24 protein-coding genes, 1 tRNA gene and 1 pseudogene are annotated in these 26486 nt (G+C 68.9%); 19 read left to right on the top strand and 7 right to left on the bottom strand.

Going from position 1 to position 26486, the window contains the following annotated elements; translation table 11 throughout:
* Window positions 1-320 precede the first annotated feature (320 nt).
* The 5 genes from TthTMY_RS05995 to TthTMY_RS05975 are packed head-to-tail and all read right to left on the bottom strand — an operon-like array spanning window position 321 to window position 7049.
* A complete protein-coding gene (locus tag TthTMY_RS05995; RefSeq protein ID WP_223903079.1) occupies window positions 321-2894 on the bottom strand; it encodes a UvrD-helicase domain-containing protein in 2574 nt (857 codons plus the stop codon).
* Window positions 2891-5101: a hypothetical protein gene (locus tag TthTMY_RS05990; protein ID WP_096410627.1), complete on the bottom strand. Its 2211-nt coding sequence runs from the start codon at window positions 5099-5101 to the stop codon at window positions 2891-2893. The genes TthTMY_RS05995 and TthTMY_RS05990 overlap by 4 nt, the downstream gene beginning before the upstream one ends.
* A gap of 47 nt (window positions 5102-5148) precedes the next feature.
* Window positions 5149-5763: a PepSY-associated TM helix domain-containing protein gene (locus TthTMY_RS05985; protein ID WP_096410626.1), complete on the bottom strand. Its 615-nt coding sequence runs from the start codon at window positions 5761-5763 to the stop codon at window positions 5149-5151.
* Window positions 5741-6283, bottom strand: a complete 543-nt coding sequence (locus tag TthTMY_RS05980; RefSeq protein ID WP_096410625.1) for a DUF2271 domain-containing protein — start codon at window positions 6281-6283, stop codon at window positions 5741-5743. Before TthTMY_RS05980 ends, TthTMY_RS05985 begins: the two co-directional genes overlap by 23 nt.
* A gap of 10 nt (window positions 6284-6293) precedes the next feature.
* Entirely contained in the window at window positions 6294-7049 is a 756-nt protein-coding gene (locus TthTMY_RS05975) for an FAD:protein FMN transferase (protein ID WP_096410624.1), read from the bottom strand.
* Between the two features lie 100 nt (window positions 7050-7149).
* Between TthTMY_RS05975 and TthTMY_RS05970 the strand changes: the two genes are divergently transcribed.
* The 14 genes and pseudogenes from TthTMY_RS05970 to TthTMY_RS05905 all read left to right on the top strand — a co-directional run bounded on the left by TthTMY_RS05970 (window position 7150) and on the right by TthTMY_RS05905 (window position 22681).
* Entirely contained in the window at window positions 7150-7809 is a 660-nt protein-coding gene (locus TthTMY_RS05970; RefSeq protein ID WP_093007073.1) for a response regulator transcription factor, read from the top strand.
* Window positions 7799-8992 (top strand): sensor histidine kinase, encoded by a 1194-nt coding sequence (locus TthTMY_RS05965; RefSeq protein WP_096410623.1) that lies wholly within the window; start codon window positions 7799-7801, stop codon window positions 8990-8992. The genes TthTMY_RS05970 and TthTMY_RS05965 overlap by 11 nt, the downstream gene beginning before the upstream one ends.
* A gap of 35 nt (window positions 8993-9027) precedes the next feature.
* On the top strand, window positions 9028-10287 hold the full coding sequence (locus TthTMY_RS05960; protein WP_096410622.1) for a TolC family protein: 1260 nt from the start codon (window positions 9028-9030) through the stop codon (window positions 10285-10287).
* Window positions 10284-11315, top strand: a complete 1032-nt coding sequence (locus TthTMY_RS05955; protein WP_096410621.1) for a TolC family protein — start codon at window positions 10284-10286, stop codon at window positions 11313-11315. The genes TthTMY_RS05960 and TthTMY_RS05955 overlap by 4 nt, the downstream gene beginning before the upstream one ends.
* The gene (locus TthTMY_RS05950; RefSeq protein WP_096410620.1) at window positions 11312-12601 is read left to right on the top strand and encodes an efflux RND transporter periplasmic adaptor subunit; all 1290 of its coding nucleotides are present in this window, start codon (window positions 11312-11314) and stop codon (window positions 12599-12601) included. The genes TthTMY_RS05955 and TthTMY_RS05950 overlap by 4 nt, the downstream gene beginning before the upstream one ends.
* 3 nt (window positions 12602-12604) lie before the next feature.
* Complete coding sequence (locus TthTMY_RS05945; protein ID WP_096410619.1) at window positions 12605-13285, top strand: ABC transporter ATP-binding protein; 681 nt, start codon at window positions 12605-12607, stop codon at window positions 13283-13285.
* A 1-nt stretch (window position 13286) separates the two neighbouring features.
* Window positions 13287-14564: an ABC transporter permease gene (locus tag TthTMY_RS05940; protein WP_223903078.1), complete on the top strand. Its 1278-nt coding sequence runs from the start codon at window positions 13287-13289 to the stop codon at window positions 14562-14564.
* 100 nt (window positions 14565-14664) lie between these two features.
* Window positions 14665-15123, top strand: coding sequence for a hypothetical protein (locus TthTMY_RS05935; RefSeq protein WP_223903077.1), 459 nt, complete (start codon window positions 14665-14667; stop codon window positions 15121-15123).
* Window positions 15124-15405: 282 nt separating this feature from the next.
* A pseudogene (locus TthTMY_RS11955) lies at window positions 15406-15513 on the top strand (heme ABC transporter); the annotation flags it as partial.
* A 47-nt stretch (window positions 15514-15560) separates the two neighbouring features.
* A complete protein-coding gene (locus TthTMY_RS05925) occupies window positions 15561-16355 on the top strand; it encodes a hypothetical protein (protein ID WP_223903076.1) in 795 nt (264 codons plus the stop codon).
* Window positions 16352-16996, top strand: a complete 645-nt coding sequence (locus TthTMY_RS05920) for an outer membrane lipoprotein carrier protein LolA (RefSeq protein WP_096410617.1) — start codon at window positions 16352-16354, stop codon at window positions 16994-16996. Before TthTMY_RS05925 ends, TthTMY_RS05920 begins: the two co-directional genes overlap by 4 nt.
* 1273 nt (window positions 16997-18269) lie before the next feature.
* Window positions 18270-18482, top strand: a complete 213-nt coding sequence (locus tag TthTMY_RS05915; RefSeq protein WP_096410616.1) for a hypothetical protein — start codon at window positions 18270-18272, stop codon at window positions 18480-18482.
* A gap of 166 nt (window positions 18483-18648) precedes the next feature.
* Window positions 18649-20865, top strand: coding sequence for a DUF3987 domain-containing protein (locus TthTMY_RS05910; protein ID WP_096410615.1), 2217 nt, complete (start codon window positions 18649-18651; stop codon window positions 20863-20865).
* A gap of 322 nt (window positions 20866-21187) precedes the next feature.
* Entirely contained in the window at window positions 21188-22681 is a 1494-nt protein-coding gene (locus tag TthTMY_RS05905; protein WP_223903075.1) for a DNA polymerase, read from the top strand.
* Between the two features lie 7 nt (window positions 22682-22688).
* On the opposite strand, the gene TthTMY_RS05900 is transcribed toward TthTMY_RS05905, so the two are convergent.
* Complete coding sequence (locus tag TthTMY_RS05900; protein ID WP_096410480.1) at window positions 22689-23786, bottom strand: IS4 family transposase; 1098 nt, start codon at window positions 23784-23786, stop codon at window positions 22689-22691.
* 96 nt (window positions 23787-23882) lie between these two features.
* Between TthTMY_RS05900 and TthTMY_RS05895 the strand changes: the two genes are divergently transcribed.
* The 5 genes from TthTMY_RS05895 (at window position 23883) to TthTMY_RS05880 (ending at window position 26255) form a co-directional block, all read left to right on the top strand.
* Window positions 23883-24092, top strand: coding sequence for a hypothetical protein (locus TthTMY_RS05895; protein WP_096410614.1), 210 nt, complete (start codon window positions 23883-23885; stop codon window positions 24090-24092).
* Window positions 24089-24367, top strand: coding sequence for a hypothetical protein (locus tag TthTMY_RS05890; RefSeq protein ID WP_096410613.1), 279 nt, complete (start codon window positions 24089-24091; stop codon window positions 24365-24367). Before TthTMY_RS05895 ends, TthTMY_RS05890 begins: the two co-directional genes overlap by 4 nt.
* A 412-nt stretch (window positions 24368-24779) precedes the next feature.
* Window positions 24780-24959, top strand: coding sequence for a helix-turn-helix domain-containing protein (locus TthTMY_RS05885; RefSeq protein ID WP_028494617.1), 180 nt, complete (start codon window positions 24780-24782; stop codon window positions 24957-24959).
* Complete coding sequence (locus tag TthTMY_RS11865; protein ID WP_015716574.1) at window positions 24949-25080, top strand: hypothetical protein; 132 nt, start codon at window positions 24949-24951, stop codon at window positions 25078-25080. The genes TthTMY_RS05885 and TthTMY_RS11865 overlap by 11 nt, the downstream gene beginning before the upstream one ends.
* Window positions 25080-26255 (top strand): site-specific integrase, encoded by a 1176-nt coding sequence (locus TthTMY_RS05880; protein WP_096410612.1) that lies wholly within the window; start codon window positions 25080-25082, stop codon window positions 26253-26255. Before TthTMY_RS11865 ends, TthTMY_RS05880 begins: the two co-directional genes overlap by 1 nt.
* Window positions 26256-26332: 77 nt before the next feature.
* On the opposite strand, the gene TthTMY_RS05875 is transcribed toward TthTMY_RS05880, so the two are convergent.
* Window positions 26333-26407 (bottom strand) — tRNA-Val (locus TthTMY_RS05875).
* Between the last annotated feature and the right edge of the window lie 79 nt (window positions 26408-26486).

The following is a 26486-nucleotide window of genomic DNA, read 5'->3' as shown; positions in this document are numbered from 1 at the left end:
GAAAGAACGGTTCTACCTCCAGCCGGTTTATCAGCCGGTCTATCCACCCGGAAATGACCGGCTATTGGAGAAAGTTCCAGGAAGACGCATCGGAGAAAGCCGCGTCTGGAAGGGACAAAACGGAAGATGACGGGGGTTCTGGGCGTGCCTGATAAGAAATCCTCCTGATCCTGTTCCCCAGCGCTCCCAGGCCACCCGTAGAAGAGGACACGGCCAGCGCGACGTTCTCGTGATAAGGGAAAAACCTACGGGGAGTTCTTATCACCCCCGAGGGAGAGGAGCGCCTCTGGGGAGGCCGCCACGACGCCCAGCGCCTGGAGCTATGAGGGGAGGGCCGCCAAGGCCTCCTCAAGCTCCGCCTCGCCGAAGGCGTGGACCCGCCCGGCGCGCAGGTAGACGAGCCGGGCCTCGGCCCTCACGCCCCAGGCCTCGAGGAGGGCCTGCCGGTAGAGGGCGAGCTGGAGGCGGTAGGCCTCGGGCCGGACCTCCCGGTCCGTCTTGTAGTCGTCCAGGTACCAGCGGTCCCCCACCCGGTAGACCCGGTCCAGCACCCCGTGCCAGACCGTGCCCTTGAGGGGGAGGACGAGGGGAAGCTCCCGGTAATCCTCCGCCCGCTCCTCCAAAGCGGGAAGCTCCCGCCCCAGCATCCCCCGGTAGCGCCGAAGCAGGGCCCGGACCTCGGCCAAAAGCCGTTCCTTCTCCCCCTCGGCGAAGGGAAAGGCCACCTCCTGGTGGAGGAGGGCCCGCATGGCCCTTTCGTCCTCCGGGTCCAGGTCCCGGGCGAGGGCGTAGTGAACCAGGGTACCGAGGGCGCGGGCGAACCCGGAAACGGCCTCCCCCTCCAAGGCCTCGGCGAGGGGCTTGGGCTCCGCCTTCAGGTGGGCGCTCGGGGAGTGGACGAGGGGGAGGGGCCTTGGGGGAAGGAGGTGCTCGGCGTAGGAGGCTGGAGGCCCCTCCCGCCTCGCGGCGGGCGCGGAGCGGGGCGGCCTCCAGCCCTGGGGCACAGGGTGGCGCGCCACCAGGGGGTCCTGGCTTTCCGGGCCCAGGCCGAGCCTTTCCAGGGCCTGGACCCAGGGGCTTTCCCGGCCCGAGCGGCTTCCGGTGACGAGGAGGACATCCCGGGCCCGGGAGAGGGCCACGTAGAGGAGGCGGACCGCCTCCTCCCTTTGGGCCTGAGCAAGCCTTTGGGCGAGGTCCCGGTAGGCCCGCGTCCCCGCCACGGCCACCTCCCCCTCAGGCCCCACGAGGACCGAGGAGGCCGGGCCTGGCTCCCCTCGGGCCACGTCGTAGACGGCCACCACCGGCCACTCCAGCCCCTTGGCGGCGTGGACCGTGAGGAGGCTTACCCCTTCCCCACCCTCGGGAAGCTCGCTCGCCTCCGGGTCCAGGGCCCGGAGCCTGAGCCATTCCAGGAGGGCCTCCAGGTCGGGGAAACGCTCCAGGCCCGCGAGGAGGAGGAGGGCGTCCAGGTTGGCCCGGGCCCGGGGGGAAAGCCGCGAAAGGAAGACCTCGTCCCGCACCAGGGCCTTGAGGGCCTCGAGGGGCCGCTTCCCGGCGAGGCCCTTCAGCCAGGCCACCCGGTCCCGCACCGCCTGGGGGAGGTGGGGAAGCGGGTCTTCCCGGAGGAGGGCCTCCTCCACCTCCCCGAGGTTGAGCCCCACAAAGGGGCTTCGCAGAAAGGCGAGGAGGGAGCGGCGCTCCTCAGGCCCCGGGGGCCCCTCGAGGAGGGCGAGCCGCAGGGCGTGGTAAAGGTCCCGGACCTCGAGGCGGTTGAAGAAGCTCTGCCCCCGGCGAAGGACGTAAGGCACCCCCCGGGCGCGGAAGGCCCACTCCAAAAGGGAAAGGCTCGCACGGCTCCGCACCAAGACGGCCATCTCCCCGAAGGCGTAACCCTCCGCCTTCAGGGCGAGGAGGCGGCGGGCGAGGAGATCGGCCTCAAACCGCCTCCGCTCCTCAAGCCCCGCCCCCCCCTCCACCCAGTGGACCTCCACCCGGCCCTCAGCTTCCCTGGTGGGGCGCACCGCCACCCGCTCCCCCTCGGGGAAGAGGGCCACGAAGCGGTTCAAAAAAGCGGCCACCCTCCGGGCGTGGCGGCGGGTCTTGTCCAGGACCAAGACCTCCTCCGCCCGCCCCAGGGCCTCGCGGAAGACCTCCAGCCGGGCGTTGCGGAAGAGGTAAATGGACTGCTTCGGGTCCCCCACGGCCACCACCCGGGCCCCCGCCTCCTCCAGGGCCTGGAAAAAGCGGCCCTGAAGGGGGCTTGTGTCCTGGTACTCGTCCACGAGGACGTAGGGGAAGCGCTCCACCACCCGGGCAAGGGCCTTGGGGTGGCGGAGGAGGCGGAGGGCGAGGGCCTCGAGGTCCCCCGGGCCCAGGACCTCTTGGGCGCGGCGGCGGTACCGGGCCAGGACCTCCATAAAGAGGCGCACAAGCCCCTCCGCCCCCTCCAGGGGCCTAAACGCCTCGGCCAGGGTCCGCCCCTGGTAGAGGCGGCGGAGGAGGGCCTCAAGCCCCGGGTCCTCCCCCAGGAGGTAGAGGAGGCTTCGCGCCTCCTCCAGGAAGAGGGCCTCGGCGAGGAGCTCGTCCACCACGGCGAAGTCCGGGTCCAGGGAGAGGAAGGGGGCCGCGTGGCGCAAGGCCTCCGCCATGAAGCCGTGGATGGTGCCGAAGACCGCCCCGTGGACCTCCCGGACCGCCCCGCTAAAGCCCGGCTCCTCCCGGGCCAGGGCCTCCACCCCCTTCCTCGCCCGGGCCCGAAGCTCCTCCGCCGCCTTGCGGGTGAAGGTGACGGCGGCGATGCGCCGCAGGGGCACGCCCTCCTTCACCAGGGCCAAAAGCTCCTCCACCAGGGTATGGGTCTTCCCCGTGCCCGCCGAGGCCACGTAGAGCTTCACTCCTCCTCCTTCCGGCAAAGGTCGGCGAGGCCGCAGGCGTGGCAGTGGGGCCCGGGCCTCGGGGGAAAGGCGCCCCAGGACTGGAGGGCCTTCTCCAGAAGGGGCTCCACCGCCTTGAGGGCGGGAAGCGCCTCTCCCTTGCGGTAAACCCCCTTCCCCACCGGTCTGGGCCTGCCCAGCCAAGGCCAGGCCCAAAGGTGAACGGCCTCCACGTCCTCCCGCTGGAGGAGGGCCTTGAGGGCGAGCCACTCCGTCCAGCGCCGCTTGGGGCTCAGGTCGGGCTCGGCCCCCTCGCCCAAGAGGCGGTAGAGGTGGACCGCCCGCCCCTCCCACCGCACCCCGTCCAGGCGGAGCCGGTAGCGCCGCCCGGGCCAGAGGACGTAAAGCCTCAGGCCCCGGAGGTGGGCCCCGTGGGCGCGAAGCCAGGACCCCACCCGTCCGTCGGCGAAAAGCTCCTCCAAGGCCCCCAGGTCCACGGGGGAAGGCAGGGCGCGCCAAGGGCTCTTCTCCCCATCCCGGAGGGGGTAGCGCTCCAGATAGGCCCTAAAGGGGCACTCCAAATAGCGGCGGAGGGCCTCCGCGTGGGGCGGGGAGGCGGGCGAGGTGGGGTGGGCGGGGCGGAAGGGGACCTGGGGCAGGGCCTCGAGGCGGCTCGCCGGGGGCAGGGCCTCGGGCCGCTCCCCCACCGCCAAGGGCTCCACAGGCCCCCCGGGCCCGGCCTCGGGGTAGAGGAGGACCACCTCCTCCCCCCGGGTGGAAAGCTCCTCCAAAAACAAAGGGTCAAGCCCGCGAAGCCGCCGGGGAAGGCCCTTCAGGAGGCCCTGCTCCCGCAGGTCCTCCAGGAGGAAGTAGTCCTCCCGCTCCCCCAGGGTGTACCGGCCCGCCACCCACTCCAGCACGTAGGCCCTCCGGGCCCTAACCCCCATGGCCCTCAAGGGGGGGAGGACGGCCACGCCCCGGCCCACCTCCGGGGGCAGAACCTCGTCCAGGAGGAGGCTCCGCCACCAGGCCAAAGGCTCGCCCCGGTCCACCCGGAGGGCCATGCGGAAGCGGGAGAGGAAGACCTCCTTGGCCTCCACCCCCAAGGCCTCCAAGGCCGCCTCGGCCCAGGCCTCGAGGTCGGGGCCCGGGGTGCGCAGGCGCAGGAAGGCCTCCCATTCCGCCTCCAAACCCTCCCGCTCCGCCAAGGCCCTTAGGGCCTCCTCCCCGGCAAGCCCGAGCCTCAGCGCCTTCCGCCCCAAAGCGGAAAAGCCCAGGGCAAGGAGGTCCCGCCCCGTGGGGAAGGGGTTGAGGAGGGCGAGGACCCGCTCCCCTTCCTCCGTCTCCGCGAGGGCGCGCTCCCGGCCGTCCTCGAGGGGAAGGCCGTACTCGTCCTTAAGGAGCATGAGCCCCCCGATGCGCTCCGGCGGGGCCACCACGAGGACGTCCTCGGGGGCAAGCCCCTCCCCCCCGAGCGCCTTGGGCGCCAGGGCCCGCTTCAGGGCCCGGAGGAGGTAGCGGGCCTCCTCCACGGGGTTGGCGAGGCGGAAGACCCGGCGGGCGACCGGGCGGGCCTCGAGGACGCGGTGGGGGGCGCACCCCTCGGGGAGCACCTCCAGGGTGAGGAGGACGGGAACCCGCTCGGAAAGCCGCCGGAGGAAGCGGAGGTCCAAAGGCCCCACCTCCCGGAACCCGTCCACCACCACGAGGTCGGGCCAGGGGAAGAGGCGCAAGGGGGCTTTTAGGGCCCGGTGCCGGAAGTCGTCGTAGTCTAGGCTTCCCGCCTTCAGGCGCTCGTAGAGGCGGTAGACCCGCCTAAGCCGTCCGGCCTCCCCCTCCTTGGGCAGGGCGAAGGGGGAGATCCCGTACCGCTTCAGCTCGGCGATGGCCCGGGCGAAGAGCCGCGCCTCCCCTGGGGCCACGGTCCCCCCCTCGGCCTGGCGTAAGGCCTCCCCCACCAAGGCCACCCGCCCCGCCCCGGGAAGGAGGGGCTTAAGCCACCCCGCCTCGGCCAAAACCCGGTAGTAGAGGGCCTGGAAGGAGAGGAACTCCAGGCCCAAAAAGGCCCCTTGCTGCGAAAGCAGCCGGTAGACGTAGGCCCGCTGGTGGGGAAGCCCCACCCAGAAGACGCGGCCCCGCCTCCTGAGGACCTCCAGGGCCCATGCCAGCGCCAGAGAAGTCTTCCCCGAGGCGGGCGGCCCCTGGACGATATGGAGGCCGGGCTTCATAGCGGCTCCATTCTACCCGGCCCCCGGCGGAAGCCGCGGTGGGGGATTTAGCGGGCGGCGTAGAGGGCGAAGGCAAAGAAGAGGAGGCCCCCTAGGCCGAGGACGAAGAGGGCCGCCCTGCGGCTTTTAGGAAGGAGGACGCCGAGGAGAAGCCCCGTGAGGCTGACCAGGGCGAGGAACAGGGCGGAGAGGTCCAGAAAGAGCTTCCACCCTCCGGGCGCGTCCCGCCCCTTGTGCAGGTCGTTGAGCAGGGCCACCAGGCCGTGGTCCGTGACCACCAGGCGGTAGGCCCCCGTCCTGGGGTCCACCTGGGCGTCGGCGGCGTAGCCGGGGGCGCGGAAGGAGACCCAGACCTCCTCCCCCGCCTCCCCGTGGTCCGCCACCCGCCCCCTAAGGCCCAAGGCCCTAAGGTCCTCCGCCAGGCGGAGCCAGTCCACGGCCTCCCCCTCGAGGTAAGGCGCCCCGGGGAGGGTCCCGGAAAGCTTCCTCGGGGCGCCCTCCCCGAACCACTCGGGGTGGTTCAGGGTGAGGCCGGTGACGGCGAAGAAGAGGAGGGTGAGGAAGGCGAGGAGGGAGAGGTAGAGGTGGAGGGTGCGGCTTAGGGTGTAGGCCCGGCTCCGCCAGGCGCCCGCTTTAGACCTAGGCCTTCTTGCGGTAGTCAAGGACCACCTCCTTAAGCTCCCCCTTCAGCGTGTAGGCCTTCTGGAAGGGCTTGTCCGAAAGCTCCACCTTCTCCCGGAAAAGCTCGTAGGGGCCGTGCTCGCGGGCGTACTCCACGCAGACGTAGTAGACGCCCTGGGTCACCGTCCTTCCCCGCTCGTCCTTGCCGTCCCAGGCCACGGCGTACCGCCCCGGGGGGCGGGTGGGGCCGGAGAGGGTGCGCATGGCGGCCACGTCCCCCAGGAGGTAGTAGCGCCTCAAGGCGTCCCACCAGCGCTCCCCCTTCCCCGGCATGAGGAAGAGGGCCAGGGTCCTCACCAGGTTCCCCTTCTCGTCCTCCACGTAGGCCGCCACATAGGGGGCCCGGTAGCGGAAGCCCCCGCCCTCGTAGGCGAAGGCGACCTCCAGGACGAACCCCTGGGGCCAGGGCTTCCCCGCCTGGGCCCGAGAAAGGCCCAGGGCGAGCGCCCCGCCCAGCACCCTGCGGAAAAAGCTCCTCCGGCTGTAGTAGCGCTTCAGCATCTTCGCCTCCTTAGGGGCCGGCCACGGGGCCTTCGGGAGTGAGGAGGAGGCCTTGGGCGCGGAAGGCCCGAAGCACGGGGAAAGCCTCCTCCTTAAGGACGAAGAGGGCCTTAGCGAGGCCGTCGGCGAGGAGGGCCGAGGGGGCGAGCACCGTGGCCTGAAGGCCAAGGGCGGGCCTTCCCGTCCTCGGGTCCAGGAGGTGGGCCCCCTTGTGCCGCACCCCGCTCGTGGCCACGCCCCCCTCCTCCAGGAGGAAGCGGTGGACGGGCGGGGCGTTGTCGGGGCCCGTGGGGGCTTCCACCAACACCTCGGCCCGCCCCGGGCCCCTTCGCGCCAGGTCCCCCCCCAGGTTCACCAAGGCGGCCCTGGCCCCGGCCTTCAGGGCGGCCTCCGCCCCTTTGTCGGCGATGTACCCCTTGGCCAGGCCGTCCAGGTCCAGGGGCGCCAGGACCTCCACCTCCTCGCCCACGAAGCGGAAGGCCTCCCCGCCGTGGGCGGGGGCCGGGTGGAAGGCCCCGCCCGTGGCCTCCTGGAGGTGGAGGGCGAGGGCCAGCACCTCCCGCATCTCCGGGCTCGGCCTCCCGCCCCCCTGGCGCACCAGGCGGGTGAGCTCGCTTTCCCGGTGGCGGCTGAAGACCCCTTCCAAACGCCTCACTTCCCGCAGCACCGCCCCAAAGGCCCTCCGGGCCCGCCAGGGAGGGGCGAGGAGCTGCACCTCCAGGAAGCTTCCCAAAACCCCTTCCCACCTGGCCCCGTACCGGCCCACGGAAGGGAGGGTAGGGCCGTCTGGTTAGACGGCCGTTAAGCGTCCGCAGCATGGGGTCCAGGGTAACCCCCGCCTAACCGGACCGGTCCATACTGGAGGGGTGCAGGTGCTTCTTCTGGAGGACGAGCCCCGCCTGGGGCAGGCGGTGGCCCGGGCCCTCGCCGCCCAGGGCTACGGGGTCCGCTGGGCCAAAAACTTGGAGGAAGCCCGGGAGGCCTTCCTGGAGCTGGAGCCCGACCTCATGGTCCTGGACGTGCGCCTTCCCGAGGACGAGGACGGCGGCTTCCGCTTCGCCGAGGAAGCGCGGGAGGCGGGCTACAAGGGGCCCATCCTCTTCCTCACCGCCCGGGACGCCCTCGAGGACCGCGTCCAGGGCCTGGACCTGGGCGGGGACGACTACCTGGTGAAGCCCTTCCACCTGGAGGAGCTTTTGGCCCGGGTGCGGGCCCTCCTCCGCCGGGCCTCGGAGGTGAAGGCCTCCCGGGTGCGGCTTGGCCCCTTGGAGGTGGACTTGGCGGGGCGGGGGGTCTACCTGGGGGGAAAGCGGGTGGACCTCTCCCTGAAGGAGTTCGCCCTCCTGGAGGCCTTCCTCCTCCACCCGGGCCGGGTCTTCGCCCCCGAGGAGCTCGCCGAGCGGGTCTTCGGCGACCCCGAGAAGGTGGGGGCGGTGAAGGTCTACGTCCACTACCTCCGGCAGAAGCTCTTCCCCGAGGTGGTGCGCACCGTGCCCGGGGGGTACCGGCTCGGCCATGAGCCTTAGGACGCGGCTTGCTCTCTTCTTCGCCCTTTCCATTGGGCTTGCCCTCTTCTTCCAGGGGGCCTTGAGCTACGTGGCCTTCAAAGGGCTCATAGAGGCCGACCTGGACCGCTCCCTCCTCTTCTACGCCCGCGCCCTCGCCGAGGGACGGCCTGGCCCTAGGGGCGAGTTCGCCTTCCGCCTGGTCCAAGGCGGGACAAGGACCCAAAGCCCCGGCTTCCCCGACCTACCCCCCCTTGCCCCGGGGCGGTACTGGAAGGAGGGGTGGCGGGTCTGGGTCATGGAGGCGCCTGGGGGCACCCTCACCCTGGCCCGGTACGAGCCTGAGGCCCTCCTGGCCCTTTCCCGCTTCCGCCTGGCCCTCTTCGCCTCGGGAGCGGCCCTCACCCTGGCCTTCGCCCTCCTCGCCACCCGCCTCGCCGGGGCCGCTCTACGGCCCCTCTCCCGCCTCACGGAGGTGGCGCGGCGGGTGGCGGACTCCCAGGACCTCTCCCACCGGGTGCCCCCGGAGGGGGGCGGGGAGCTCAAGGCCTTGGCCGAGGCCTTCAACCACATGCTGGAGCGCCTCGAGGCCTTCCTGGAGCGGGAGAAGCGCTTCACCCGGGACGCGGCCCACGAGCTCAGGACCCCGGTGGCCGCCGCTTTGGCCCAGCTGGAGGCGGCGGAGGCGGGCTACCTTCCTCCCCAGGAGGCCCAGGAGGCGGTGAAGGAGGAGCTTCTCCGCATGAAGCGCCTGGTGGAGGCCCTCCTCGTCCTGGCGCGGGAGGGGCGGGTGACGCCCGTGCCCTTGGACCTTGCCGCCCTCGCCCGGGAGGAGGCCAGGGCCTTCGGGGTGCCCTACCGGGGGCCCGAAACCCTCCCCTACGAAGGCGACCCCCTCCTCCTCGCCCAGGCCCTGCGGAACCTCCTCAGAAACGCCTTCCTCCACGGGGAGGGAAAGGGGGTGGAGGTGCGGCTTTTCCAGGAGGGGAAGGACCTCGTCCTGGAGGTGAAGGACGAAGGCCCGGGGATGCCCGAGGAGGCCCTGAAGGAGGCGGGCAGGGCCTTTTTCCGGGCCTCGGCGAAACCCGGGGAGGGGCTTGGGCTTTCCGTGGCGAAAAAGGTGGCCGAGGCCCACGGGGGGCGGCTTGAGCTTCTGCCCCACCCCCCCTCGGGTCTCAGGGCGCGCCTCCGGCTTCCTCGTTAACCCCAGGCTAACCTCCGAACCCTAGAGTGGGAGTGATGAGGAAAGCATGGCTCCCCTTTCTCCTCGCCGTGGCCTGGGCCCAAGGGGTTGACCTCAAGGCCCTGGTGCAAGGGAGTCCCGGCTTCCAGGACCTGGAGGCGGAACGGAACCAGGCCCGGCTTTCCTTGGAGGCCGCTCGGGCCGGGCTTCTTCCCACCTTAGCCCCCCAGGGGAGCTATTCCCGCGCTTCCACGGGGCAGGAGAGCCTTTCCCTGGGGGTGGGGGGCGGCTTCCCCCTCTTGCCCTGGGGCCCCGCCCAGGACGCCCTGCAAGCCGCGGAGCGGGCCTACCGCCAGGCCCTCCTGGACCTAAGGGCCCAGGAGAACGCCCTTTTCCTAAGGGTTCTCTCCCAGTACCTGGAGGCCTACCTGGCAGGGCTGGACCTGGCGGTGGCGCAAAAGGCCTTGGAACTAAGGGAAGCCCAACTCCAAGCGGTGGAGGCGCAGTATGCCCGGGGCCAGGCCACCTTTCAGGCCCTTTTGGAGGCCCAAACGAACCAGGCCCAGGCCCAGGCGGAGGTCCTGGGGGCGGAGTCGGCCTTGAGCTTGGCCCGGGCCCGGCTCCAGGCCACCCTGGGGACCCAGGTGGAGCCCCTGCCCTTGCCCCTGCCTCAGGTTCTGCCTTCCCTGGAGGAGGCTTTGGCCGCCCTGGAACGGCGTCCAGATGTGCAAAAGGCCCGGCTGGCCCTGGAGGAGGCGGAGGCCCTCCTTGCCCAGGCCCGCCGGGACCGGTACCTGCCCTCGGTGAACCTGGGCGTGAGCTTGGCGGAAGGGCAGGCGGGCCTCGAGGTGCGCCTGGACCTGAAGGCCGGGCAGCTAGGGTACAGCCTCTTGCTCTACCCGGGGAGGTCGCAAAGCCTCGCTAGCTTCCAGCTTCAAGCCAACCTTCCCCTCTTCCAGCCCTCCCAAGACGCCGCCCTTTCCCTAAGGGAGGAGGCGGTGGAGCGGGCCCGGCGGGCCCTCGCCAACGCCTTGGTGGCTGCCGAGCTGGACCTTAAGGCCAAGCACCAGGCCCTGCGGCAGGCCCAAAGCCGGCTGGAGGTGGCGGCGAGGGGCCTGAAGGCGGCGGAGAGCGCTTTGGATACCGCGAGGAAGCGCCTTGCGGCCGGTACGGGGACCCCGCTTGAGGTGAAGCAGGCGGAGTTCAACCTGCTCCAGGCCCAGCGCTCGTGGGAGGGGGCCAAGGCCGCCTTCCTGCAGGCCTACTACGCCCTTTTGGAAGCCATGGGGGAGTCTTTTCTGGGAGGTGAGAAATGAGGCGAACGCTGGCGGTTTTGTCCTTGGGGGCCATGGCCCTGGCCCAGCCGGCCCTGGACTGGCGGGGCGCGTGGGGGCTGGCTTTGCAGCACAACCCCGCTTACCAGAACGCGCTCCTTTCCCGGGAAGCGGCGAGGGCGGAGCTTAAGGCCCTGGAGGCGGATCCCACCACCTTGGTCCAGCCCCTCGCCCAGGCGCGGCAGGCTTTAGCCCTGGCGGAACTCCAGGTGGAGGCGAGCCGCCTCACCTTGCTTCAGAACCTCATGTCGGCTTACACCGCCCTCCTGGAGGCCCAGGAAAACGAACGGGTGCTGGAGGCTAACCGGGCCCTGGCGGAGAGGAACTTGGCGGTGGCCCGTGCCCGGCGCCAGGTGGGCAACGCCACCGACCTGGACGTGGCCAAGGCGGAGGCGGCCCTGCGCTCGGCGGAGCTGGCCCTTGAAAACGCCAAGGCCCAGCGGCCCGCCCTCTTGAAGGCCCTGGAGGGGGCCATGGGGATCTCCCTGGCCCAGGAGCCCAGGCTTTCCCCCTTGCCGGAGCCCAAGCCTTTGGAACCCGTCCTGGACGCCCTGAAGGAGGGTCTGGAGGAGCGGCTTCCCAGCCTGTTGCAGGCCCGGCAGGCCGTGGAGTTGGCGGAACTCCAAGTAAGCCTGGCCGACAACGACTACACCCCCCGCCTCACCTTGGAAAAGGCCCGGGCCAACCTGGAGACCGCCCGCAGGAGCCAAGCCAACGTTCGGGCCCAGGCCCTTGCCACCCTGGAGAGCGCTTATGCCCAGGCCCAAGCGGCTTGGAGCCAGGTGCTCACCGCCCGGGAAACCCTGGCCAACCAGGAGAGGACCCTGGAGGTGGCGCGGCGCTCCTTCCAGGCGGGGACCATCAGCCAGGTACAGCTCCAGCAGGAGGAGGTGGGCTACCTGCAGTCCCGGCAGGGCCTCCTGCAGGCGCAAAACGCCTACTGGCGGGCCCTGGCGGCTTTGAGCGTGGCGGCGGGGATGGACCTCACGGGGCTGGGGGTGGGGCCATGAGGCGTGGGTTCCTCCTCGCCTTACTTCTGCTTTTAGGCCTGGGGGGGTACTTCCTTCTCCGCCCCAAGGCGCCCTCCCAGGCCCAAGAGGTTCCCGAGGTCTACACCGTGGCGCGGGGGGACGTGCGGGTGGTGGTGGCGGGCTCGGGCCGGCTGGAGCCCTGGCGGACCCTCGAGGTGCGCCCGGAGGTCCAGGGAACCCTCCTCTCCCTGGTGGCCGAGGGGAAGGAGGTGCGGCAGGGGGAGGTGGTGGCGGAGCTGGATCCCGTTCCCTTCCGCCGGGCCCTGGAAAAGGCCCAGGCGGATCTGAAGAGGGCGGAGGCTAACCTGGCCAACACCCGCGCCCAAGGGGAAAACAGCTTGGCCTCCTTGCGGGCCGCCTTGAAGAACGCCGAAGTGGCCTACGCCAACGCCGAGGCCTCCCTGGAGACGGCCCGGCGCAACCTGGAGGCAACGCGCGCCCTCTACCAGGCGGGAGGGGCCAGCCGTCAGGCCCTCTTGGAGGCGGAGGTGGGTTACGCCAACGCCCAGAGGGCCCTGGAGAACGCCCGGGCTGGCCTAGAGGCGCAACGGGAAGCCCTGCGCCTGCGCCAGGTCCAGCTCCAGGAGGACCTGAAGGCGCAGGAAGCGGCTTTGGCCCAAGCCCACCTGGCCTTGGCGGAAGCCCGGGCCAATCTGGAGAAGACCCGGGTGCGGGCTCCCTTCGCGGGGGTGGTGCTTGCGGTCTTCCCCAGTCCGGGGGCCCAGGTGGGCCCGAACACCCCCCTTCTTACCCTTGGGGACCTCTCGGCCTACGCCTTGGCCTTGGAGGTGGACGAGACCGAGATCGCCAAGGTCCGGGTGGGCCAGGAGGTAAATGTGACCCTGGAAGGCCTTCCCGGAGAGGTGTTCCGGGGCCGGGTGGTGGCCGTGAGCCCCCAGGCTCAGGTGGTGAACAACATCCCCGTCTTCAAGGTGACGGTGCAGCTTCCCTATGATGCGCGCTTGCGCCCGGGCATGAGCGCCGACGGGGAGATCGTGGTGGAGGAGGCCCGGGACGTCTTGGTGGTGCCCAAGCGAGCGGTGGAGCGGGTGCGGGGCCGGGCTTACGTCACCGTGCTTCTCCCCGACGGCTCCACGGATAGCGTGCGGGTGGTGCTGGGCCCGGAGGACGCCCGAATGGTGGCGGTGCTGGAGGGCTTGAAGGAGGGGGACCAGGTGGTCCTGCCCAGGCCCAGCCCGGGATCGCCGACCCCCCGCACCCCTTCGGCCCCGGCGCCCGTGCCCTTTCCGGGGTTCGGGAGGTGAAGGGTGCTCCTGGAGCTTAAGGGGGTGAAAAAGGCCTACCAGAACGGGAGCGTGGTTTTCCCGGCCCTGAGGGGCGTTGACCTTCGGGTGGAGGAGGGGGAGATGCTTGCCATCATGGGGCCTTCGGGAAGCGGCAAGAGCACCCTCCTCCACATCCTGGGCCTGTTGGACCGGCCCACGGAGGGGGAGTATTTCCTCATGGGAAGGCCGACTTCCAGCCTCTCCGAGGAAGAGCGGGCGTACCTGAGAAACCGCTTCCTCGGTTTCGTCTTTCAGGCCTTTTTCCTCCTCCCGCGGTTGACGGCCGTGGAGAACGTGGAGGTGCCCCTGGCCTACGCGGGGGTACCTCCTAGGGAGCGGCGCCGCCGGGCCCTCGCCCTCCTGGAGCGGGTGGGGCTTTTGGAAAAGGCAGGGAGCCTTCCCAATCAACTTTCCGGGGGCCAGCGCCAGCGGGTGGCCATCGCCCGCGCCTTGGCCCTGGACCCACCCCTTCTCCTGGCCGACGAACCCACCGGGGCCTTGGACTCCAGGACGGGGGAGGAGATCATGGCCCTTTTTCAGGAACTCAACCGCGGGGGGACCACGGTCATCGTCGTCACCCACGAGCCCCTAGTGGCGGAAAAGATGCGGCGCATCGTCCGGGTGCGGGATGGGGAGATCGTGGGCGACGAAAGGAGGGGATAGCGTGGCGGAGTTTGGACAGGCGGCGGGTACCCCAAGGGTGGGCCTTTCCCCCGGGGAGGTGGTGCGCATCGCCCTGAGGGCCATCGCCGCCAACCCCTTGCGCTCCGCCCTCACCGCCTTGGGCGTCGTGATCGGGGTGGCGGCGGTGGTGGCCCTCACCATGGTGGGCCAGGGAACCACCCGGAGGATCACCTCCCTCCTGCAGGGCTTGGGCACCAACCTCCTCACCGTGGGCCCGGCCCAGGGGGGAAGGGGCTTCGGGGGTGGGCTGGTGCGCTTTGGCGGCCCGGCCACCCTCCCCCTAGCCGACGCCTACGCCATCCAGGAGGCCTTCCCTCAGGAGGTGGTGGGGGTCGCCCCGGTGGTCCAGGGGAACTTCCAGCTGAAGTACGGGGCCAACAACCTCAGGGCCACCGTGGTGGGCACCTGGCCCGATTTCGCCCAGGTGCGCACCGCCGTGCCGGAGAGGGGCAGTTTCCTCACCCAGGAGGATGTGGACCTGAGGAGGCGGGTGGCCGTCATCGGCTACGGCGTTGCCCAGGACCTCTTCGGGGGCGAGGACCCGCTGGGTCAGCGCTTGCGCATCGGGGGAATCCCCTTCACCGTGGTGGGGGTTTTGCCCGATAAGGGGGACCAGGGGTTTGCCAGCACCAACTACCAGGTATTTGTTCCCCTTTCTACCTACTTGCAGCGCCTGGCCCGCCTCGAGGCGGGGGAGCCCATGGTAAACGCCATCTACGTGCAGGGGAGGGACCATAACCGCCTGAAGGAGCTTCAGGAGGCGATAACCCGCCTCTTGGCGGAGCGCCGGGGCTTGGTGGACCCCAGCGCCTACGACTTTTCCATCACCAACCAACAGGACGCCCTTCAGAGCGTGAACCAGACCACCCTGGTCATGACCCTCTTCCTAGGGGGCGTGGCGGCCATCAGCCTCTTGGTGGGGGGGATTGGCATCATGAACATCATGCTGGTCTCCGTCACGGAGCGGACGCGGGAGATCGGGGTGCGCAAGGCCTTGGGGGCACGGCCCAGGGATATCCTGGCCCAGTTCTTGGCGGAGTCCGTGGTCCTCTCCGTGGGAGGCGGGGTTTTGGGGGTGGCGTTGGGGCTCTTGATGGCCAGGTTCGTGGGACAGGCCATCGGGGTAAGCCCGGTGTTCTCCCCTTGGAGCGTGGCCGTCGCCTTTCTCTTCGCGGTCTTCGTGGGCGTTTTCTTCGGCCTCTATCCGGCCTGGCGGGCGGCCCGCCTGGACCCGGTGGAGGCCTTGCGGTACGAGTAGGAGGGGGCACATGAGGTGGAGGAACCTTGCGGTGTTGGGATTGGTCCTGGTTGGCCAGGCCTTGGCCCAAGGCCAGGGTCTTGGACCCGGCGGTGCGCCCATGGACCCGGCGGTCCGGGAGAGGCTGCAGGCTTACCGGCCGGTTTTTGAACTGGTCGGCACCGTGCGCCTCCTTCTGGAGATGGACGGGCAAAGGGGCTTCACCCTCACCAAGGCCCAGGCGCAAAGGCTTCTCCCCCTCTTAAGGAGGCTGCAGAGCCTGCCCGACTTGAAACCCGTGGAGGCGGAAAGGATCCTGACGGAGATTGAGGAGAAGATCCTCACCCCGGCCCAGCTCAAGTGGCTGGACACCCGCAGGTTGGAGGTGCAAAGGGCGCGCCAGGCTCCGCCCGAGGGGCAGAGGCCGGGGAACGGCCAAGGCCAGCGAGGTGCGAACCCGGGTGGGCAGGGGCCAGGGGGTTTCCAGGCCCTCCTACGCGGGGAGCCTTTCAACCCCTTCCGCCAGGGGGGCGCCGCGGAGGACCTCAAGGCCCTCATCGCCCGGCTTGAGAAGCGCTAGCGGAGCCGCTTCAGGGCCTCCTTGATGGGCTCTTGGGCCTTGGCCTTGGGGTTTGAGAGGCTGTCGTAAAAGTGTGTTATGCCCAAAGGGTGGCTCCTCGTAGAGCATACCCCAACGATTTGACGGAAGGAGACCCGGGCGTATCTGGGCATGCTACGCTTATGGGTGAAGCGGCTGGCCAGGGCCGCCTAGCCCCTCGCGGAGGAGTTTTACGATAGCCTCTCAGGCCCAAGGCGGGGCGGGCCTGGGCGGCTGAGGATGGAGATGGGCCAAGAGGCCTTCCGGGTCAAGGCCAAAATCGGCTACGCCACCCAGGAGCAGAGCGTCTACCGGGACCTCACCGTGGAGGAGAACCTGCGCTTCCGCGCCCGGGAGGCCCAGGCCCTGGCCGGGGCCCTCTTCCTGGCCTCGGTCCGCTTCAGGAAGCAGGTGGCGGTATGAAGGGAAAAGCAGTTCTCCTCACGGTTCTTCTGGGTTTCGCCCTCGCCCAGGGCCGCCTCGAGGCCGGCCTCTACGCCGCCCCCCCGGGGCCCGCCCCGGCCCTCGAGGCCGGCCTCTCCCTGGAAGAGGGGGAGGTCTTCCTCCGCCTGGCCCCCTTCCGGGCCGCCTTGGGCTACGGGGAAAGCCTCGCCCTGGGGCCCTTAGGCTTCTTCGCCTTCGGCCTCCAAGGGGAGGTGGGGGAAGGGGGCCCCGGCGGGGTGGCCTACGGGGAAGGGGGTGCGGGGCCTTTCGCCCTGGAGGGGCGGATCGGCTACCGGCCCAAGCAGGCCCTTCCCCTCTTCCCGGAGGAGGGCCTTTTCGGCAGGCTCGTCCTGCGCTACCGCCCGGCCCCTAAGGAGGTCCTAAGCCTGGAGCTCGCCCGGGCCACCCCCCCCAGGCCCCTCTCCTTCGGGCTCCAGCCGGGCCTTTCCCCCTGGCGCCTGGAGGGAAGCTACGCCTTCCGGGAAGGGGCCACCTACACCTTGGGCGCGGGGCTCGCCCCGGGGCCCTACGCCCTTTTGGGTTGGAAGGGGGAGGTGGGGGAAGGGGGGGAGGTGCTGGAACTTTCCCTCCGCCTCGGAGGGACAAACCGCCTCGAGGGGGCCCTCTTCTTAGGGGAAGCTAGCCTCTTCCTCACCCTCTCCTACCCTTGGGCGGGTAGCGTGGTGGCGTGGCTCGGGGACCTGGGCCTGGAGGCGGGGCACAAAGGCGCCCCCTACGCCTGGGTCCGCTACGCCTGGAGGTGGCCATGAGAAAGCTGGCGGCGTTTTTGGGTTGGGTCGGGTTGCTCTCCCTAGGTCTGGCACAGTCGGCGCCGGACATCCTGGACCGGGTGGAGAAGAACCTCTCCACCCCCTGGCAGGCCACGGTCCAAGGCCGGATCCAAGGCCCGGGCGGAGAGGAGGAGCTCCTTGCCCGGGTGTACGCCCTGCCCCAGGCCCGGCTCTTCCGGGTGGAGTTCTTGAAGCCGGGCTCCCTGGAGGGGAACTTCACCGTAATCACCGAGAAGGAGGTGTGGAACTACCTCTACCTCACCAACCAGCTGGTCATCTCCCCCAGGGAGAAGGCCAAGATCCAAGGCCTGGGCTTCGCGCCCCAGGGCTTGGGCGACCTGAAGGCCCTCTCGGAGCAGGTGGACCTCCGCCTCGAGGGGGAGGTGCGCCTGCCGGAAGGGATGGCCTGGAAGCTTGTGGGCCGAAGCAAGGAAGGCCAGGGCTTCGCCGCAATGGAGTTGTACCTCCTCAAGGCCGACCCCAGGCCCCTTCGCTTCGTCTTCCTGGACGAGAAGGGAAAGGTCCTCGCCGACCTCAAGGTGGTGGAGTTCAAGCGGACCAACCTCACGGAGGCCCAGCTCAAGCGCTACCCCAAGGACGCCCAGGTGGTCCGCCGCTAAAAACCGGCTCCCCCCGCCCGAGGGCGGGGGGAGTTCCTTTGGTGGGCGGCGTAGGACTTGAACCTACGACCTCTCGCGTGTGAGGCAAGCCCAGAACCCCCGCAATCTTCCGTTTTTCCCCTTCCAGACGCGGTTTTCTCCGATGCGCTTTCCTGGAACTTTCTCCAATAGCCGGCCATTTCCGGGGTGATAGACCGGCTGATAAACCGGCTGGCCGTAGAGTCGTTCTAGGAAACATTGAGGAGGCCGAGGAGCCTCGAGGTGCGCCTTCATCAGGCAAGCTCAGATAGTCCCCACCTTTTTCTTGGCCCTATAGGCCGCCTGACGGCATGCGTTGGAGCAGTAGCGCTTGTCCCCCCGGCCCAAAATGCCCCCACCACACCAGACGCATAGACGCTCTTTCTTTCGCGCCTGAGCCAGTTGGAGGAGGGCGAGGTGGTAAACCCCGCCCGTAGCAACCCACTTAGGGGCCGCAAGAGGTAGCTCCGGCTCCTCGGGACGGTTAGAAAAGAAGGGCCAGAACTCACCCCGGCTGTCAAGAACCAGCCCACTAAGGGCGGCCTCTCTAAGCCAAGCCCGGACTACTTGAGTCTTGGGCTTCTTGCGCCAGAGGGCTTCCAGCACATCCAGGGCCCATAGGGGAATATCAGGTGAATCACCGGACTGGCTTCGCACTAGGTCATTGGACCCGGAAGCAAACTCTAACCCGAACCTGGAGAAGACTTCCTGACGGATTTCCTTGTACGAGTGCCCATCGCTGAGAAGGCGAAGGACGATGCGCCAAGTCCCTACGACATAGGCCGCGGCCAACCACGAAACCAAATCCTCCCCCGAAACCAGAGGAGGCCATGCGGCCCTTTCCACCTTGAAGGGGACGAGAAGGCCCGCGTTCTCTGCGGCCCAGAGAACGGCTTCCCGCGTAGGGCTTCCTTTGGCGTAGGGGTTTGAGTCTTTCAACGCCGTCCTGAATACCCGGGACAGGGCCTCAAGAGGCGAAACGGGTTTTCCTTGAGGCAAGTCCTGAGCCAGGAGGGACCTGCGCACGAGCCTGGGGAAGACGCTTCGGGCTGGCCGTTGAAGCACATGTTTCCTCCATGTGCCCCTCTCGGTTGAGAGAAAAGCGACCAAGGGGGAAACCCCCTCCCATTCGGGAAGCTCCTCGGGCCCATCGGCCCAGGCTACGGGCACCCTAACCGGGTGGGCGGTTAGCGTTACGGCTACCGTTACGGATACAGCCATTGCTATTCCCGTTTTACCACGAAAACATGGGGCCATGCACGAGAAGAGGTTGCTCACGCCGGAAGAACTGCGAGATTACCTGGGACGGGACAAAGTTGGGAGGGACCTAAGCTACGAACTTGCCCGGCGCTACGGGGTGCGCTTGGGACGGCGCTGGCTGGTGCCGCTTCGCGTGGCGGAGGCTATCGCTGAAGGCCGCATGGAGGAGTTGGAGAAGACCCCCGGGGTGGAGGCCCGGGGGCGGTAGGAGGTTGCCGTGGTAGCGGCTACGGAACCATTCTACACGGCAACCTGCCCGCATTGCGGTTGCCCCGTGCCAGAGAACTACGAGCGTTTTGACCTCGGGGGACGCGTCTTTTGCCCGCGCTGTGGGGCCGAGTGGCCCGTTGCAGAAGGCGAGGGGGAGGTGGACGATGCTTGACTTCTTCGCTTCCAAGCCCCAGCCCCGCACCCTTTTGGGAGTCATTGAGAACGGGACCAAGAAGGTTTGGTGGGAAAACCGGCCTCCCTCTGGTGATGACCTGAAAGCCCACCTTGAGGGCCGCCGGCTCCTCGGGCTGGTACCGGATAAGGCCATCAACCTGGACCTTGACCGCACGGACCTCCGGGACCTCCGTCCCCTCATTGAAGTCCTGAACGCCCTGGAAGTCCCGGCCTACGCTGGCCCGGGCAACACGCGGGGCTCCAAGGTATGGTTTTTCTTTGAGGAGCCCCTACCGGACCTGGAGGAGTTGGCCCGAGGACTGGCCGCCCTAGCCAAGCTCCTCCTCGGGGAGGGGCACAGCGTGGAGGGCTACCCTAACGGCCAGCACGGCCTTTTCCTCCCCCTTTTCGGAGCTTTGAACGGCCAGCCCCGGCCCCTCTACGGGGCTTGGAGCAAAAGCCCCGTTTCCCTTCCCTTCCGGCCCCGGTACGCCAGCCCGGAGGCCATACGCCGGTTGGTGCGGGCTGTGCCGTTCCTGGAGGTTGCTTTGCAACGCCGCCCCTCGGGGCCACGGCATGAAGCGGCCATGACCCTCCTCAACCTGGCTCACCGGGCCGGGGTGCTGGAAGAAGTGAAGGTGCTCCTCGGGACCTCCAAGGTCTACGAGGCATGGGAGCTTGCGGATACCCGCACCCTCGAGGATTGGAGGGAGGAACTAAGCCGGCTGGCCGAAGCCGCAAGCTCATCGGATTACCCGAATAAGCGCGGCATTCCCTTCCTCAAGGAGGTGGGGCTTGACCCCAGCCCCATCGCCAAGCTCCTCGGGGAGGAGCCCAGGGAGTGGCCCAAGCCCAAGCCCCTGGAGGAGCTGGAAGCCCCCTTGCCCCCCTGGAAGCGGGGGCTCCTCCCCCCGGCCATGGAGGACCTGGCCAACGCCCTAGCCGGCCAGCTTTTGGTGGAGCCCACCGCCCCCGCCGTGGCCATGCTGGCCGCCGTGAGCGCCGTCTTGGCCCACCGCAAGCTGGCGGTGGCCCCCGAGCCCGCGAACGCCGGTTGGGAGGAAACCCCCGTCCTTTGGGCGGTGCTGGTGGGGCCGCCGGGAAGCGGGAAGACCCCCATCATCCGGGAAGCCGCAAAGCCCCTTTGGGCCATTGAGCACTCCTTGGCCGAGGAAAACAAGGCTGCCCTAGAGGCGTACGAGCAGGAGCTTCTTGAGTGGCAAGCTGCCAAGAAGGGAGAGCGGGGTGAGAAGCCCAAGCCCCCCGTTCCCCGCCGGTTGGTGGTTGGCGACGCTACCCCGGAGAAGCTGGCCAGCATCCTGGAGGGCAACCCTGCCGTGCTGGCCGTGGTGGACGAGCTAAAGGGGCTTCTCCTCGCTTGGAGGCGGGAGGACCGGGCCCAAGGGCGGGCGTTCTTCCTTAGCGCCTACCACGGCACCCCCTTCGTGGTGGACCGGGTGAGCAGGGGCACCACATACCTGCCACGGCCGCAGGTGGCCCTTCTTGGCGGTATTCAAGCCGGGCCATGGCACCAGGTGGTGCGGGGCGGGCTTGGCAAAGGGGAGGACGCGGATGGGCTACTGCAGAGGTTTACCCCCGTGGTCCTTGACCCCCTTCCTCCGGTCAAGGAGCCCCCGCCGGTGCCGGAGGAAACGCTTTGGGGCTACCGGGACCTGGTGATGCGGCTTTGGGCTGAGGAAGTGCCCACGATGGTCAGCCCCTCCCCCGAGGCGTACCGGCTCTGGAAGGAGTGGCGCTTTGAAACCCTCCAGGAGCAACGCAACCCTGAGCTTCCCGAGGCGTGGCGCGGGTACCTGAGCAAGCGGATGGGGCTCACGGCCAGGATGGCGGGCATCCTTAGCGCCTTGTGGGGCGAACCGGGGGTGATAAGCGAGAGGACCATGGCCCGGGCCATCTTCCTGGTCAAGGCCATCCTTGAACCCCACGCCAAGCGGGCTTGGCGCGTGGGAGAGGTGGGGGACATCTCCCCGGCCATCCGGCTGGCCAAACGGCTCAGGGAGGGGAAGGTGGAGCGCTTCACCCGCCGGGAGGTCTACACCAAAGAGTGGGGCGGCATCACCACTTCCGAGGAAGCGGGCCGGGCTCTTTGGCTTCTGGAGAAGGCGGGGTGGGTGGCGTATGACCCCGAGGCCCGGGCCTACCTGGTCAACCCCCGCGTTCATGAGGAGGTGGGGCATGCCCATTGACCTCGAGGCCCTGGCTAGACTCATTGACTCGGGAACCCACCCGGCAAACCCGGCACCGGGGGAAAAAGAGGCCAAAAACTCCGTCCTGCACGATGAAACCCCCTGCCGGGTGGACTACCCGGCACCTACCCGGCAACCCCCTGCAGAACCTGGCAAGGGTGGGGGTGCCGGGGAAGTGCCGGGTGGTGCCGGGTGGGTGCCGGGAGAGGTACCCGGCAAGGATTTTTCCGATGAGGAAGGGCATAAACCCCTCCTTGAAGGGGGGTTGCCGGGTTTGCCGGGTGGGTTTGGAGGGGGGCGTGTAGCTACCCCCGAGGAGGGGGTGGTGGAGGTGGCCGGGTTGCCGGCGAAGGTGGAGGGGTTTGAACTCCACTACATCCCGGAAGTAGGCCCCGGCATGGGGGAGCTGGTGGACCTCCTCATGCGCCAGCCCGTCCTGGGGGTGGACCTGGAAACCACGGGGCTTGACCCCCACACGGCCAAGCCCCGGCTCCTCTCCCTGGCCACGCCGGGGGCGGTAGTCGTGCTTGACCTCTTCGGGGTGCCCCTGGAAGTCTTCCGCCCCCTCTTCTCCCGGGAGGAGGGGCCCCTTTTGGTGGGGCACAACCTGAAGTTTGACCTCCTCTTCCTCCTCAAGGCCGGGGTGTGGGGGGCTAGCGGCAAGCGGCTTTGGGACACCGGACTGGCCCACCAGGTGCTCCACGCCCAAGCCCGCATGCCCGCCTTAAAGGACCTGGTTTCGGGGCTGGACAAGTCCCTGCAGACCTCGGACTGGAGCGGCCCCCTCTCCCCGGAGCAACTGGCCTACGCCGCCACGGATGCCCTGGCCGGCCTAGCCCTCTACCGGGAGCAGAGGGAACGGGCCCGGGCCATGGGGCTTGAGAAGGTCCTTGAGGTGGAGCACCGCGCCCTCCCCGCCGTGGCGTGGATGGAGCTTCGGGGGGTGCCCTTCGCCCCGGACCTCTGGGAGGAGGCGGCCAGGGAAGCGGAACGGGAGGCGGAAGCCCTACGCGCGGAACTCCCCTTCGGGGTGAACTGGAACAGCCCCGCCCAGGCGCTGGCCTATCTGAAGAAGGAGGGGCTGGACCTCCCCGACACCCGGGAGGACACCTTGGCCGCCTACCGGGACCATCCCCTGGTGGCCAAGCTCCTCCGGTACCGGGAAGCGGCCAAGCGGGCGAGCACCTACGGGAAGGAGTGGGCCAAGCATCTGAACCCGGCCACGGGGCGCATCCATCCTTCCTGGCAACAGATAGGGGCGGAAACCGGCCGCATGGCGTGCCGCAAGCCCAACCTCCAGCAGGTGCCCCGGGACCCCGCCTTAAGGAGGGCCTTCCGGGCCCCCGAAGGTAGGGTGCTCCTCAAGGCCGACTTCTCCCAGATTGAACTGCGGATTGCCGCCGCCATAGCCCGGGAAGGGCGGATGCTTAGGGCGTTCCGGGAGGGGAAGGACCTTCACGCCCTCACCGCCAGCCTGGTCCTGGGGAAGCCCCTGGAAGAGGTGGGCAAGGAGGACCGGCAACTGGCCAAGGCGCTGAACTTCGGGCTTCTCTACGGGCTGGGGGCGGAAGGGCTCCGGAGGTACGCCCTCACCGCCTACGGGGTGAAGCTCACCCCCGAGGAGGCCCAGAAGCTTCGGGACGCGTTCTTCCGGGCTTACCCCGCCCTCAAGCGCTGGCACCGGTCCCAGCCCGAGGGGGAGGTGGTGGTGAGGACCCTCTTGGGCCGGAGGAGGACCACGGACCGCTACACGGAAAAGCTCAACACCCCGGTACAGGGAACCGGGGCGGACGGGCTCAAGATGGCCCTGGCCTGAGCTCTCATCACTTTCCTCCCCCCAGTTCCTGAAGCAACCTGACCAGCTCCTCCACCACTGCTTCCCTCCAAGGCGGGGGCCCCTGGGCCAGGGCGATCCGGCCCAGACGGAAGAGGCTTTGCCGCTCGGGATGGGCCAGAAGCCGGGGAAGCCATTCCCTGCCCTGCAAGCGCGCCCCCAGAAGGACCAAGAGCGCCATCCCCAAGGCCAGAAGCCATAACCACCCCCTGAGGCTCGCCCCCGTCCGCAGCCGATGGCGGTCCAGCCCAAACCCCTGCCCCTTCAGGTCCCTAAACCCCTCTTCAATCCACATCCGCCACCCATAGGGCGGCTCCCCCCCAAAAGGGCCCGAATAGGCCAGATACCAGGGATCCCGACCCCCTGGGTACACCAGGAGGGTGACTTCTACCCCCTCCCCACCGTGTCCGAAAAGGCGGACCTCCTCCCGCAGGGGGTGGACCACACGCCGGTAGCCCTCCTTCAGGGGAAGGCGCTTCCCCCCTTGGGGTTCCACCTCCCGGTTCTGCCGCAGGCGGATGAGGAAGCCCATGCCCCACCCCTGGAGCTTTCGCATCAGGGAGACCCGGTCAAAGCCGCGGTCCAGGAGGAAGAGGGGGGTATATCCCAGGTCCTGGACGGCGCGGCCCAGGCGGTGGAGGAACTCCTCCTCCACCCGGTTTTGACTGGGGAAAGGGGAGAGGGGGTGAAGAGCGAAGGCCACCACCAGGGCCCTTCCCTTGAGGGGAAGGGCGGCCACCAGGGCTTGGTGCCTACCGTCCTCTGTGAAGGTCCAGTCCACGATGAGGGGGAGGGGGCGGTCTTTGGGGAAACGAGGGACGAGGAGGGGGAGGAGGGCTTCGGTGAGGGCCCAGGGGTCTTGCAGGGTGGGGTGATGGAGGAAGCGCCAGAGGCGATTGAGGCGGCTTTGGGCCAGGGTGGGGAGGGGGGTTCTGCGGGCGAGGTCGGAGAGGGTGGGGTCCAGGGGGGTAGTGAGGAGGGTGGACAGGAAGAGGGCGAGGTTGGAGCGGATGGTTTTCCTGAGGGAGGCGAAGACCTTATGGACCCAGAGGGTGATAACTTGGGAAAGGGGGGTGGTGGGCGGCACACCTTACTTACCCCCCTCTTCTCTTCCCTTGTCAAGCCCCAGCCCTCAAAGTGATGAGAGCTCAGGGCCCTGGCCCTCCTCTGGGAGAACCGGGCGTTGCTCTGGAAAGCCTTCCCCGTCCTGGCCGTGCATGACGAGCTGGTATTGGAGTCCCCCGAGGAAGGGGCCAGGGAGAACCTGGAAGCCCTCACCGCCCTCATGCGCCAAGGGATGGAGGAGGTGCTTGGGAACGCGGTGCCCGTGGAGGTGGAAGGGGGCGTTTACCGGGACTGGGGGGCTACGCCGTGGGAGGAGGAGGAAGCATGACCGCGAAGAAGCCCTTGCTTGAGGACCTTGAGGGGGCGGCACCCCCGGAGGTCCCCGGCCTCGAGGCCAGCCCGGAAGACCCTTGCCCCCTCCACACCGTAGCCCGGTGGGTAGCGGCCATGTGGCCGTGGGCCAGGTTCGCGGGCATCACGGCCCGCATGTGGCCCTACCTCGGGGGGAAGTTTCTCAAGGAGGCGGTGGACCTTGGCCCCCTCGGTACGGTGTGGGTAGACCCGCCCAAGACCCTGTGGGCGTGGCAACCCCCCGGGGGGTGAGGGGTGAGGAGGTGAGAGAATGCCCACGCGCAAGAGGACTCTCGGGGATTTGGAAGGGGCCACGAGTTTGGCGTTTCGGCGCATAACGGCGCAAACCGGGGTTTTGGCCGAAACGGGACATAACGGGACACTTTGGCGTTTCGGAACATAGCGGAACACTAAGCGTTCCGTTCCGAAACGGAACACCGGGAAGAGGGGGGCTAGCCCTCGGGGTGGCCGATAACGGACCATAGCGGTCCAAAACCGGGGTTTTGCGGCCACCGGGAAACCTCTAACCTACCCCTCCTCCCCGTCAAGGGCTGACGGGTTGCCCCGGGGCCTCGAGGCCGCCCTGCCATCTTCGCGAAAGAAAGATTTCGCGAATGAACACCCCTCACTACCCTCCTCCGGGCTTCTGTGGTATCTTACAGGCATGCAAGGAGAAGTCTTGACCGTGGAGGAAGTGGCCAAGCTCCTCCGGGTTAGCCGCAAGACGGTGGAAAAGCTCATCTACGCCAAAAAGCTCCACGCGGTGAAGGTGGGCCGGGTTTGGCGCATCCCGAGGGCCGCCGTGGAGGCGTTCTTGGAGGGGAAGGAGTACCGTGAACCTTAGGAAGCTCTGGTCCTGGCTTCGCTTCGCCAAGATGCTGGCCCGGGGCCGGGTGGGCAAGCGGTGGGCCCTACGCCGGGCCCGGTGGCTTTGGCGCAAGGGAAGGAAGCGTAGGAGGTGGTGATGCGAAGGCGCGGCAAAGGGGGCGGAAGCGTCTTCTACCACGAGGGCAAGGGGAAGTGGATAGCCCAGCTCACCTGGGTAGACCCCGCCACGGGCCGGAAGGTCAAGCGGGAGAAGCATTGCGAAACCCGCAAGGAGGCCGAAAGGGCCCTGGCGGATATGGTGGCCGCCCAGGCCAAAGGGCTCCTCACCGACCCCTCCAGGCTCACCACGCGGGACTTCGCCCTGGAGTACCTGAAACGCCTGGAGCGGGAGGGGCTTAGGCCGAACTCCATCCGCCTGGCCTTGGACGAGCTGGCCCACGCCCTCCCCTCCCTCAAGGACCCCAAGGCCCACGACCCCCTGGGCCGCATGCGGCTCCAGGAGGTGAAGCCGGTCCATGTGCGGGCCGCCGTGGACCGGGTGGTGGAAGCAGGCTACGCCCCCCGCACCGTGGGCCGGGTGCTCATGCGGCTCAAGGCCCTCTTCCGGGAGGCCCTACGGCTGGAACTGGTGGCCAGAAACCCCGCCGAAGCCGTGAGGTTGCGCCTGCCCAAGGGGGAGAAGGCGGCCAGGGCCCTGGAGCCCCACGAGGTGGCCCGGCTTCTGGAGGCCGCCGAAGCCTCCCGGTCCAAGGACATGGCCCTGCTCCTCCGGCTCATGCTGGAAACCGGGCTCCGCCGGGGCGAGGCCCTGGCCCTGCAGTGGCGGGACATAGACCTGGAGGCCGGGGAGCTTACCGTGTGGCGGGCTTGGGTAAAGGTGGCCGGAAGGGGAGCCTTCTCCGAGCCCAAGACCCCCACGGCCAAGCGCAAGGTGCCCTTGCCCCGTGGCCTCCTCCTTCGCCTCAGGGCCCGGAGGGAGGAGCTTCTGGCGAGGCTCACCCCGGAGGAGGTGGACGGGCTCTTCCTGGTGGGCGGGGTAAAGCCCGTGGATCCGGACGCGTTCAACCACTACCTGCGCCGCCTGGCGGAAAGGGCGGGCTTGGGCCGGGTGAGGGTGCACGACCTCAGGCACACCTGGGCCACCCTGGCCCTCTCCCGGGGCGTGCCCCTGGAGGTGGTGAGCGAAAGGCTGGGCCACGCCAGCCCCACCATCACCCTGAATGTGTACCGCCACCTTCTGGAGGAGGAGCGCCGGGGGTGGGTGCTGGACCTGGAAGAACTTCTCTACCCCGCCCCCCGCGCCCAAGCCTGAACGGATAGACCGGCTGATAAACCGGCTAAAGGTTTTCCCCCCACGCTACCGTGGGGGGAAGCTTTGTGTCCTGGAGCTGGTGGGCGGCGTAGGACTTGAACCTACGACCTCTCGCGTGTGAGGCGAGCGCTCTTCCACTGAGCTAGCCGCCCGCAACCGCTAGATAGCCTAGCATGCCCCCTTCCCCCTGTCAAGCAAACCGGCGTGGCCAGGCGCCTTTCCAAAGGGCAC

The organism is Thermus thermophilus, from assembly GCF_019974155.1.
GTDB lineage: Bacteria > Deinococcota > Deinococci > Deinococcales > Thermaceae > Thermus > Thermus thermophilus_C.
Note: the sequence above shows the minus strand (reverse complement) of the source record. Positions and strands in the feature narration are given on the sequence as shown.

Coding starts and splice junctions, on each gene's coding strand:
- TthTMY_RS05935 (WP_223903077.1), top strand. CDS start 14,665: ATGGACCCGGCGGTCCGGGAGAGGCTGCAGGCTTACCGGCCGGTTTTT.
- TthTMY_RS05915 (WP_096410616.1), top strand. CDS start 18,270: ATGCACGAGAAGAGGTTGCTCACGCCGGAAGAACTGCGAGATTACCTG.
- TthTMY_RS05960 (WP_096410622.1), top strand. CDS start 9,028: ATGAGGAAAGCATGGCTCCCCTTTCTCCTCGCCGTGGCCTGGGCCCAA.
- TthTMY_RS05880 (WP_096410612.1), top strand. CDS start 25,080: ATGCGAAGGCGCGGCAAAGGGGGCGGAAGCGTCTTCTACCACGAGGGC.
- TthTMY_RS05955 (WP_096410621.1), top strand. CDS start 10,284: ATGAGGCGAACGCTGGCGGTTTTGTCCTTGGGGGCCATGGCCCTGGCC.
- TthTMY_RS05950 (WP_096410620.1), top strand. CDS start 11,312: ATGAGGCGTGGGTTCCTCCTCGCCTTACTTCTGCTTTTAGGCCTGGGG.
- TthTMY_RS05990 (WP_096410627.1), bottom strand. CDS start 5,101: ATGAAGCCCGGCCTCCATATCGTCCAGGGGCCGCCCGCCTCGGGGAAG.
- TthTMY_RS05980 (WP_096410625.1), bottom strand. CDS start 6,283: ATGCTGAAGCGCTACTACAGCCGGAGGAGCTTTTTCCGCAGGGTGCTG.
- TthTMY_RS05910 (WP_096410615.1), top strand. CDS start 18,649: ATGCTTGACTTCTTCGCTTCCAAGCCCCAGCCCCGCACCCTTTTGGGA.
- TthTMY_RS05890 (WP_096410613.1), top strand. CDS start 24,089: ATGACCGCGAAGAAGCCCTTGCTTGAGGACCTTGAGGGGGCGGCACCC.
- TthTMY_RS05965 (WP_096410623.1), top strand. CDS start 7,799: ATGAGCCTTAGGACGCGGCTTGCTCTCTTCTTCGCCCTTTCCATTGGG.
- TthTMY_RS05885 (WP_028494617.1), top strand. CDS start 24,780: ATGCAAGGAGAAGTCTTGACCGTGGAGGAAGTGGCCAAGCTCCTCCGG.
- TthTMY_RS05925 (WP_223903076.1), top strand. CDS start 15,561: ATGAAGGGAAAAGCAGTTCTCCTCACGGTTCTTCTGGGTTTCGCCCTC.
- TthTMY_RS05920 (WP_096410617.1), top strand. CDS start 16,352: ATGAGAAAGCTGGCGGCGTTTTTGGGTTGGGTCGGGTTGCTCTCCCTA.